This is a genomic window from Streptomyces sp. NPDC060028, assembly GCF_042736725.1.
Classification (GTDB): Bacteria; Actinomycetota; Actinomycetes; order Streptomycetales; family Streptomycetaceae; genus Streptomyces.
The window spans coordinates 18,487-27,436 of record NZ_JBHWVJ010000099.1; the positions used below are offsets into that span (position 1 = coordinate 18,487).

The 8,950-nt window shown below is 66.1% G+C and carries 4 protein-coding genes; 2 read left to right on the plus strand and 2 right to left on the minus strand.

The window, feature by feature from the left end:
• The first annotated feature begins 148 nt into the window (after positions 1 to 148).
• Together ACFWBF_RS32510 and ACFWBF_RS32515 are read left to right on the plus strand one after the other, a co-directional pair.
• A complete protein-coding gene (locus tag ACFWBF_RS32510; RefSeq protein WP_385608194.1) occupies positions 149 to 7,003 on the plus strand; it encodes a polymorphic toxin-type HINT domain-containing protein in 6,855 nt (2,284 codons plus the stop codon).
• A gap of 4 nt (positions 7,004 to 7,007) precedes the next feature.
• Entirely contained in the window at positions 7,008 to 7,259 is a 252-nt protein-coding gene (locus ACFWBF_RS32515) for a hypothetical protein (protein WP_385608196.1), read from the plus strand.
• A 184-nt stretch (positions 7,260 to 7,443) separates the two neighbouring features.
• Here the strand turns inward: ACFWBF_RS32515 and ACFWBF_RS32520 are convergent, their stop codons facing one another.
• The gene (locus ACFWBF_RS32520) at positions 7,444 to 8,316 is read right to left on the minus strand and encodes an IS3 family transposase (protein ID WP_385608198.1); all 873 of its coding nucleotides are present in this window, start codon (positions 8,314 to 8,316) and stop codon (positions 7,444 to 7,446) included.
• A complete protein-coding gene (locus ACFWBF_RS32525) occupies positions 8,313 to 8,621 on the minus strand; it encodes a transposase (RefSeq protein WP_385608200.1) in 309 nt (102 codons plus the stop codon). The genes ACFWBF_RS32520 and ACFWBF_RS32525 overlap by 4 nt, the downstream gene beginning before the upstream one ends.
• Positions 8,622 to 8,950: the final 329 nt, after the last annotated feature.

Sequence of the window (8,950 nt, forward strand, 5' to 3'; positions counted from 1 at the left end):
TTGGCTGCGGTTTTATCTGTCTCTTATCACCCTTGGGGGGTTTGCTGTGCGTAACAAGACGGGCTCAATGCCCGGATTGTTCAGAGTTGGTCGCAATAGGAGAACATGGCCACGTCGAACCGGAATCATCGGTGCGACATCGGTGGCATTGACTGCTTCGCTCCTGGCCGGGCCCGCTTGGGCCGGCCCGGTCTCGTTCAAGGCCCGCGACGTCCAGAAGACTGCTTCCGTCAAGGGCAAGGACCTCAAGGCGAATGCGCCGAAGGCCGCGGTGAAGGCGCCGGTGTGGAAGGCCGCCCCCGTGAGCTGGCCCGCCGCCGGCACGGCCGAGGTCGTCCTGCCCTCCGCTCCACCGGCGACGAAGGCGAGCACGACCACGCTCGCGCAGGTCGGATCGCTGCCCGTACGCGTCGCACGGTCCAACCCGGCCGCAGGAGCCGGATCCGGGGCTCCCGCCAAGGACGCCCAGCCCAGCCCCTCCAGGGTCCGGGTCACGGTCGCCGACCACAAGGTCACCCAGCAGGTCGGCATCACCGGCCTGCTGCTGTCCGTCCAGCGCTCCGACGGCTCCGCAGCAGCCGCGACCACGCAGGTTGAGGTCGACTACTCGAAGATCAAAGACGCCTACGGCGCCAACTGGGCTTCCTCGCTGCGGCTCAGCCTGCTGCCCGCCTGCGCGCTGACGACGCCTTCGAAGCCGGAGTGCCTCAAGGGCACACCCTTGCTCACACAGAACGATGCGCAGGCATCCACGCTGACAGCGTCCGTGGATCTGCCGGCCTCCGGTGCATCGTCCCCGCTCGTCAAGTCGGCGCCCAGCGCGCTCGCGGCTCCCGCCGGCGGCGTGGCGGTCCTGTCGGCGGCAGCCTCCGCCGACGGCTCCGAGGGGTCGTTCCAGGCCACCTCTCTCGCACCCTCCGGTTCGTGGTCTGCAGGCGGCAACACCGGTTCGTTCAGCTGGAACCTGCCGATCTCCGTCCCGCCGGCGCCCGGCGGGTTCAGCCCCAAGGTGGGCCTTTCCTACAGCTCCTCCTCCGTGGACGGGCGTACCGGCTCCACCAACAACCAGGCCTCGTGGGTCGGTGAGGGCTGGGAGTACAGCCCTGGCTTCGTCGAGCGCAAGTACGTTCCCTGTGACAACGACAAGCAGGGCGGCAACAACGCCGCGAGCACTGGTGACCTGTGCTGGAAGTCGGAGAACGCGACCCTGTCGCTGAACGGCTCCAGCAACGAGCTGCTCTGGGACGCCAGCAAGGGCGTGTGGAAGCTGTCGAACGACGACGGCTCCCGGGTGGAGCGGATCTACGACTCCCCCGGCAACAACTCCGGTGACGCCGACTCCGAGTACTGGCGGATCACCACGACGGACGGTACCCAGTACTGGTTCGGCAAGAACCGTCTGCCCGGCTGGACCACCGGCAAGGAGGAGACGGGCTCTGTCAACAACGTCCCCGTCTTCGGCAACCACGCGGGCGAGCAGGGCCACGGAGCCGACTTCGCGTCGTCCAGCGAGAACCAGGGCTGGCGCTGGAACCTCGACTACGTCGTCGACCCCCACGGCAACGCCATGGCCCTCTATTACACCAAATACGCCGCCTACTACGCGAAGAACGGGAAGATCGACGCGCCGGTCGCCTACACCCGTGACAGCACCCTGAAGAAGATCGCTTACGGCCTGCGTGCCGGCCAGGTGTACACCCCGGCCCTTGCTCCCGCGCAGGTCAACTTCACCGTCTCCCAGCGCTGCACGGCAGCCACCTGCGTCTTCGACACCGACCACGCCGCCGACTGGCCGGACGTTCCCCTACACCTCGAGTGCAAGTCCGGGGTGCAGTGCCTGCAGGGCTCGCCTACCTTCTGGTCCACCAAGCGCCTGACCTCCATCGACACGGTCGCCCTCTCCGGCGCCGCACACGTACCCGTGGACACCTGGACCCTCGCCCAGTCGTACCCGCCGACCGGCGACACCACCAAGCCCGCCCTGTGGCTCGACTCCGTCCAGCACACCGCCAAAGCCGGATCCCTCACCGACATTCCGCTCCTCCCGACCGTGTTCACCGGCACGCCCATGGCCAACCGCGTGGACAAGGCCGACGGCCGGCCTCCGATCAACAAGTACCGCATTACGCAGATCACCAATGAGACCGGCGGCAACACGCTGGTCACCTACACCGTCACCAACTGCAGCGCGACCAGCCTGCCCGCCACGGACGACACCAACACCAAGCGCTGCTACCCGTCCTGGTGGACCCGAGACGGCGGTGCCGAGGAGGTAAAGGACTACTTCCACAAGTACCTGACGGCCAAGGTCGAGCAATCCGACACCACCGCCGGCACGGGCTCGCCCTCCACGACCACCACCTACGTCTACCCCGGCAACGCGAACTGGCGGCGCGACCAGTCAGAGTTCACCCTCGACAAGCACCGCACGTGGAACGACTTCCGCGGCTACCGCACCGTCCGCACCCTGGTCGGCACGACCAACCGAGTGAGGACCGAAACCGACTACTACACCGGCATGGCCGGCGACAAACTCGCCAACGGCACCGACCGGACGGTCGCGACCATCAACGGCACCGCCGACCGCCGCGACTTCACCGGCAAGGTCTCCGAGACGCGCGTCTACGACGCCGAGGCCGGCACCACCGTGGAAAAGTCCACCCAGACCCCGTGGGTATCGGGCGACAACGCCTCCCAGACGGTCACAGGCATCACCGACCCGGATACCCCGGGCACAGCTGGGCCGACGCTGGAGTCCAAGGTCGCTCGGTTCTCCGGTAACTCCACCACCATCGCCAGCAAACTCCTGGCAGACGGCACCTGGCAGAAGGCGACCGCCAGCCGGATCTACGACGAGGCCTACGGCCTCGTGCTGACCGACGCGGACGACGGCGCCAACACCACCGAGACCACGTGCACCGTCACCAAGTACGTGACGCCCGATACGGCGAACTGGCTGATTGCCTACCCCAGCCAGGTGACGACCACGACCACCAAGCCGTGTACCAGCACGATCTCGGCCGCGTCCGCGACCAGTTCGGCCCGCATGCTCTACGACGGCCAGGCGCTCGGAACGGCCCCCAAGGCCGGCGAGTCCAACATCACCAAGACCGAGCAGGCCTCCAAGCTGGACGCCAACGGCCAGCTCGTTTGGGAGACCGCCGGACAGGCGACCTTCGACCCCTACGGCCGCGTCCTGACCACGACTGGGCAAGACAACCAGACCACCACCACGGCCTACACCCCAGCCACTGATGCCCAGCCGACCAGCGTCACAGTCACCAACCCCAAGGGCCACACCACCACCAGCACCTACGACGGGCTGCGCGGCCTGTCCCTGACCACCACGGAGGCGAACAACCGCACACTCACCTCCGAGTACGACGCAGCCGGCCGCCTCACAAAGGGCTGGAACATCGGCCGCACCACCAGCCAGCAGCCCAACATCACCCATACATACAAACTTTCCGCCACCGCCCCCTCAACCGTCACCACGAAGAAGCTCTACGAGGACGGCACCTGGGGAACCTCGGTCACGCTCTACGACTCGCTGCTGCGCCAGCGCCAGACCCAGTCCGACGCCACCGGTATCGCCGGGCGGGTCATCACCGACACCATCTACGACAACTACGGCCGAGTCCTTAAAACCAACGCGCCCTACTTCAACAGCCAGCCGACCACCACGACGATGCTCGTCGTCCCCGACAACCAGATACCCAGCGCCACCGAGACCCGCTACGACGGCCGCGGCCGCGTGACCGACTCCATCCTGCTGGCCCTGAACACCGAGAAGTGGCGCACCACCACCACCTACGGACCGGACTGGCAGGCCGTCGTCCCGCCCCAGGGCGCAACCGCCACACTCGCCGTGACCGATGCCCGCGGCCGCGTCGTCGAACGACGCGACTACAAGGACCGCAATCCCGTCATCGGTGCCGCGGCCACCCAGTACGAGAAGCACACGTACACGTACGACCGTGCAGGCAAGCTCGCCACGGTCACCGACACCTCCGGCCGCAACTCCTGGACGTACACCTACGACCTGCGAGGACGCCAGACCGAGAACACCGACCCCGACACGGGGAAGACCACCACCACCTACGGCAGCCACGGCCGTCCCCAGCTCGCCACCGACGCGCGCGGCATCACGCTCGCCAGCACCTACGACGAGCTCGGACGCCCGACCAGCCTGCGCAAGTCCACCATCACCGGCACCAAGCTCGCCGAGTGGACCTACGACACCGCCACCGGAGGCAAGGGCCTACCCGCCACCTCCACCCGCTACGACGGCACCGCCGCATACACCAGCACGGTCACCGGCTACAGCACCGCGGGAACGCCCACAGGCACCAAGGTGACCATCCCCTCCGTGACCGGAGAGGAGAACCTGGCCGGCACCTACACCATCACCGCCACAACGACCCCCACCAACAATCTCCCCGCCACCACGGCCTTCAGCACCACCAACACCAACGCCACCACCGCCCTGCCCGCCGAGACCCTCACCAACAGCTACGGCGCCCAAGACCAGCTCGCCATCGTCAACAGCTACGACCTGGACCAGGCGTACCTACGCGGTGCCTCTTACACCCCGTTCGGCGAACTCGCCCAAGCCCAGCTCGGCAGCGCCGGCACGCTGGTCACTCAGACACTCACCTATGACACCGCCACCCGGCGCGTCCTCGCATCGGCCACCGACCGCGACGCCTCCGGCCCCAGCGAACTCTCCAACGCCACATACACCTACGACCCCGCCGGCAACATCACCCGGGTCCTCGATGAGCAGAACGACCGCACGATCAAGGACGACCAGTGCTTCGCCTTTGACTGGGCCCGGCGCCTGACCGAGGCCTGGACCTCCGGAGACGACTGCGCCACCAAGCCCGTCAACGGATCCGGCGCCCCGAACCTGGGAACCGTCGACCCGTACTGGACGAGCTGGAGCTTCACCGACACCGGCCAGCGCGCCACCGAGAAGCAGCACAAGGCCGGCCCCGTCACCGCCGACACCACCCGCACGTACGCCTACCCCACCGCGGCCGGAGCGGCCCAGGCCCACGCGGTCCGCAGCGTCACCGCCACGGGCGGTGCCACGGGCGGTGCCACGGGAGCGGACACCTACGGGTACGACACCGTCGGCAACATGACCGGCAAGACCCCCGCGGGGGGCAGCGCCCAGACCATGACGTGGAACGACGAGGGCAAACTCGCCTCCTCCACCACCGCCGGGGCCACCACTGCGTTCCTCTACGACACCGCCGGCACCCGCATCCTCAAGCGCGAACCCACCACCACGACGCTGTACCTGCCCGGCGGCCAGGAACTCGTCCTCGACAAAGCCACCAAGGCCGTATCCGGAACCCGTTACTACAACGTGCCCGGCGGCACCGCAATGCGCACCAGCACCGACGGCCGCGTCCGCTTCCTCACCGCCGACCACCACGGCACCAACACCCTGTCGATCGCCGCGTCCACCCTCACCTTCAACCGCCGCAAGCAGCTCCCCTACGGCGCTGAACGCGGCACCCCGCCGGCAGCGTGGCCCAGCCAGAAGGGCTTCGTCGGCGGAGACATCGACAAAACCACGGGCCTCACCCACATCGGAGCCCGCGACTACGACACCAAACTCGGACAGTTCATCAGCGTCGACCCCCTGCTCGACCTCAACTCTCCTCAGTCACTCAACGGCTACAACTACGCCAACAACAACCCCATCACGGAAAGCGACCCCACCGGCCTCAAAAGCGAAGAATGCGGCACGCTCTACAACTGCGGCCCCAAGGGGACCATCACCCTGGGCAACACAGGGGACATCACCGACCGCGGCGGCGACAACGATCGCGGCGGAAACGTCTCAAGACATCAACACCGCGACGGCAACAGGGGATACGGCTCGACCGGTCACTACGGTCCACCTACCATCTCAGGCCCCAACAACACCGTCATTGTGCTCCCTGCCGTCAACACGCAGGAATTCATCGACATCTATCGCAGTTCCTACCTCCATGAGAGCTCGTTCTGGAGCACCCAACCAGACCCGGAACTCGAATGGTCCGTAAAGATATCAGCCCTCCTCCATGCCTGCGAGAAAATGCGGGATCGGGGATGCGACTCAGTCGAGAGCGGCATCCTCGGCGCATACCTGGCCGGCCCCGGATCAGAAGCCGGCCTATACGGGGAGGGCGGTATAAAGCCACCGCCTGCGGGCTACCTCGGCAAGGGCAAAATCGACAAGGGCAAAATCGACAACCCCTGCACACAATGCTTCCTCGCCGGCACCGACGTCCTCATGACTGACGGCACCACCCAAAACATCGAGGACATCCAAGTCGGCGACGAGGTCAGGGCCACAGATCCTGAAACGGGCGAATCTGGGAAGCGAGAGGTAACCCGCCTGATCGTCACCGAAGACGACAAGCACTTCAACACACTCTCCATCGCAACCGACGGCGGAATCGAAAAGCTCACCGCCACCTACGAACACCCCTTCTGGTCCCCCTCGGCCAACGCCTGGGTAGAGGCCCGAGAACTCACCCCCGGGTCAACACTCCTGACCGACCAGTACAAGACCGTCATCGTCACAGCCAACAAGCCCTACACCCAGCACGCCCGCACCTATAACCTCACAGTCGACGATCTCCACACGTACTATGTACTCGCTGGGCAGACGCCGGTCCTGGTTCACAACAGCAACTGTGATCCTCGCTTCTCGGTCGACTCCAAGGGGAATGCCACAGATCTCGCCAATCCGGGCGGCAGGGTCGGCCTTCCGAAACTTGAAGGTGGCACCCCGCTAGAAGTGGGCGGGCGCGTCTGGGGTTCCGGAGATCCCTCTCGCCTCGTAGGAACACGCTCTCCGACTGAATTGCGAGGGTTGGCAAGCAGGGGTGACGCGGAGAAATTGCAGGACTTCTACCAGAGTGCAGCGCTCGCAGGAAAGGGCGGAAAGACTGCACCGGCGCGCGTGAAGCTGACTCAGGAGATCATCGATGCTTGGAGATAGTCAGGTGAGCAAGGGCGAGCAGGTCGTAGACCTGAAATTTATGGCGGCGCGAGGGGAAAGCGTCGAGGTGTGCTTCGAGCCGGTAGGAACGACCTTCGCCCTGAGCGACGGTGAGGCGGTATTTCTCCGGACCGCAATCTCAAACGTGGCCTCGCTTGAGATTGTCTCGTGGCCTAACGGAATTGGGGTTTGGGTCCCCTACCCCGGCGACTACGCGATCATTGACTCAAAGGGGAACGAAATCGATACACTCTGATCCTCTCCCGTAAAAGAGGAGGGCCGCTCCGGATGCGTTGCGACGCCTCCGGCGAGGATGCCCAGTCAACGGCGCCCGGAGTGAATCCACGGGGGCAAATCTGAAGCCCTGCCAGGTGTCACCTGGCAGGGCTTCAGTGTCATCTGGGCTTGTTCCGCTTTGACGGACACCTTTGGTGTGGTGGTCAGGCCGCGAGGGTGGTCTCGTATTCGGTGGAGCTGCGGTAGCCGAGGCTGCTGTGGAGCCGGTGCAAGTTGTACCAGCTCTCGATCCACTCGAATATCGCGGTGTGGGCGGCGGCCCGACTGGGCCAGGGATGGGTGTCGCCGAGCTCGTTCTTCATGGTCGAGAAGAACGATTCCGCGAGGGCGTTGTCCCAGCATTGCCCGGTGCGTCCGACCGACAGGCGAACGCTGAACTCGGATGCCAGGTCGGCAAGTTCATGGATGGTGTATTGGCAGCCGCGGTCGGAGTGGAAGATCACCGGACCGGTCGGCCGACGGGTCCGGCAGGCTGTCCGCAGTGCGTCGGCGACGAGCTCGGTTCGCAGGTGGTCGGCCGTCGCCCAGCCGACGACGCGGCGGGACGCGATGTCGATCACGGTGGCCAGGTAGAGCCAGCCCTCGCGGGTAGCGATATAGGTGATGTCCCCGCACCAGCGGGTATCGAGGGCTGACGAATCGGGTCGGAAGTCGCGAAGGACCAGGTCGGGACGCGTGGACGCGTGTGGATCGGGGATGGTGGTGCGATGCCGCCGTCTGCGGTGCTTGCCGGTCAGACCCGCCTGCCGCATCAGGCGGGCCACCCGTCGGCGCCCGCAGCCGGTGCGCTCACGTTGCAGGGCGGCGTGGACGCGCGGGGCGCCGAAGGTGCCGCGGGACCGCTCATGGACGGTGGTGATCTGTTCGATCAGCTCGGCGTCCCGCAGTGCGCGGGGGCCAGGGGTGCCAGTGCGGCGGGCGTAGTAGGCGGTCCGGGAGACCTTCAGGAGTTCACACGTCCGTCTGACGTTGTGACCTGCGAGTTTCTCCGCCTCGATGAACGGGTGCACCGTCACCGGGTCTCCGTCGCGAAGAAAGCCGTCGCACGCTTGAGGATGTCGACGTCCTCGCGCAGCCGGCGGTTCTCCCGCCGCAGCGCGGCCAGTTCCTCACGTTCGCTGCTGGTCAGGCCGTCTCGTTCGTCGGCGTCGATCTCGGCTTGGCGGACCCAGCCACGGACCGCGGTCTCGGCCAGATCGAAGTCTTTGGCGACCTGGCCTACCGAGCGGTCGCCGCGTCGGCACAGTTCGACGATCTCGGCCTTGAACTCCGGCGTGAACGAGCGGCGAGGACGCGCCTTCTTCTTCCCCATGCTCTCCATGATGAACATCATCCTTCCGGGGCCCAAGCCCCTGATCTCAGATGTCCGTCAAAGCGGATCAAGCCCATGTCAGAGTTCAGCCGGATCGGAGGTCTGCGGTGCGCAGACCTTCGCCTCATCCGGGCGACAGCCATGCGCAGCCACCGCGATATCTGCCAGTACCTGGCAGACGGCAACTTTCTGGCACCGCAGCCACACTCCGTGTCCAGCGCCGGCTGCCCATAGCCAGCACACCCGACGCCCTCTCCGCACGAACGGGTGAACTCCACGCCAAGCCTAAGGCTTGTCCCGTAACTGCTGGTCACAGGTGAGATGATCTTGGTGTGGCT